1 protein-coding gene is annotated in these 1,079 nt (G+C 71.2%); it reads right to left on the bottom strand.

Annotated elements, in window-relative coordinates; all coding sequences use genetic code 11:
• Positions 1–37: 37 nt before the first annotated feature.
• Entirely contained in the window at positions 38–985 is a 948-nt protein-coding gene (locus tag ADL01_RS21925) for an ABC transporter ATP-binding protein (protein ID WP_053743745.1), read from the bottom strand.
• Positions 986–1,079 lie beyond the last annotated feature (94 nt).

Below are 1,079 nucleotides of genomic sequence, written 5' to 3'. Positions count from 1 at the left end.
CCGGCCGGGGCCGTCTCGACGGGCGCGGTGAGGGTGCTCATGCCGCCCTCCCGTCGGCCGCGAGGGTGTCGATGCCGGTCGTCGTGCCGTGGTACTCCACGGCATCCCGGGTCAGTTCCATGAACGCCTCCTCCAATGACACCGTCCGCGCGGTCAGTTCGAACAGCGCGATCCCGTGCTCGGCCGCCTTCAGGCCGATCTCGCGGGCACTGAGCCCGGTCACCTGAAGTTCCTCGGAGCCGGTGCGGCCCGTGATGTCGACGCCGGGACCGGCCAGCACTTCCCGCAGCCTCGCCGGATCCTGCGCGGCCACCCGTACTGTGTCCCCGCCCGCCTCGCGGATCAGGTCCGCCACGGTGGTGTCGGCCAGCAGTCGCCCGCGCCCCACGACGATGAGGTGGTCCGCCACCAGCGCCATCTCACTCATCAGGTGGGACGACACGAACACGGTCCGGCCCTCGTCCGCGAGCCCCTTGAGCAGGTTGCGGATCCACCGGACGCCTTCCGGGTCGAGGCCGTTGACCGGCTCGTCCAGCATCACCGTCTGGGGATCACCCAGCAGGGCCGCCGCGATGCCGAGCCGCTGGCCCATGCCGAGGGAGAAGGCGCCGGCCCGTTTCTTCGCCACCGTGCCGAGCCCGGCGAGGTCGATGACCTCGTCGACCCGGCGACGGGGGATCCCGTGCGTCAGCGCGAGCGCCCTGAGGTGGTTGCGGGCCGAGCGGCCCGGGTGGACCGACTTCGCCTCCAGCAGGGCGCCGACCTCCTGGAGCGGTGCCTGATGTTGGGCGTAGTGGCGGCCGTTGACCTTCACGGAGCCGCTGGTCGGGGCGTCGAGCCCGACGATCATCCGCATGGTCGTGGACTTCCCCGCACCGTTGGGGCCCAGGAAGCCGGTCACCGTGCCCGGCTCGACGGCGAAGTCCAGCCCGTCGACGGCCGTCTTCTCGCCGTACCTCTTGGTCAGCCGCTGCGCGTCGATCATTCGCGTCTCTCCCTGTCGGACACCGGCGCCCGTCCGTGGCCCCCGAACGCCTCACCGACCACGCTAAGACCCGAAACGCCCCGATTCGGTAATA

It is taken from the genome of Streptomyces sp. NRRL WC-3618, from assembly GCF_001280005.1.
Taxonomy (GTDB): domain Bacteria; phylum Actinomycetota; class Actinomycetes; order Streptomycetales; family Streptomycetaceae; genus Streptomyces.
Note: the sequence above shows the minus strand (reverse complement) of the source record. Positions and strands in the feature narration are given on the sequence as shown.

What these genes read in the sequence shown, in the direction of transcription:
- ADL01_RS21925 (WP_053743745.1), bottom strand. Translation starts at nt 985, where the DNA reads ATGATCGACGCGCAGCGGCTGACCAAGAGGTACGGCGAGAAGACGGCC.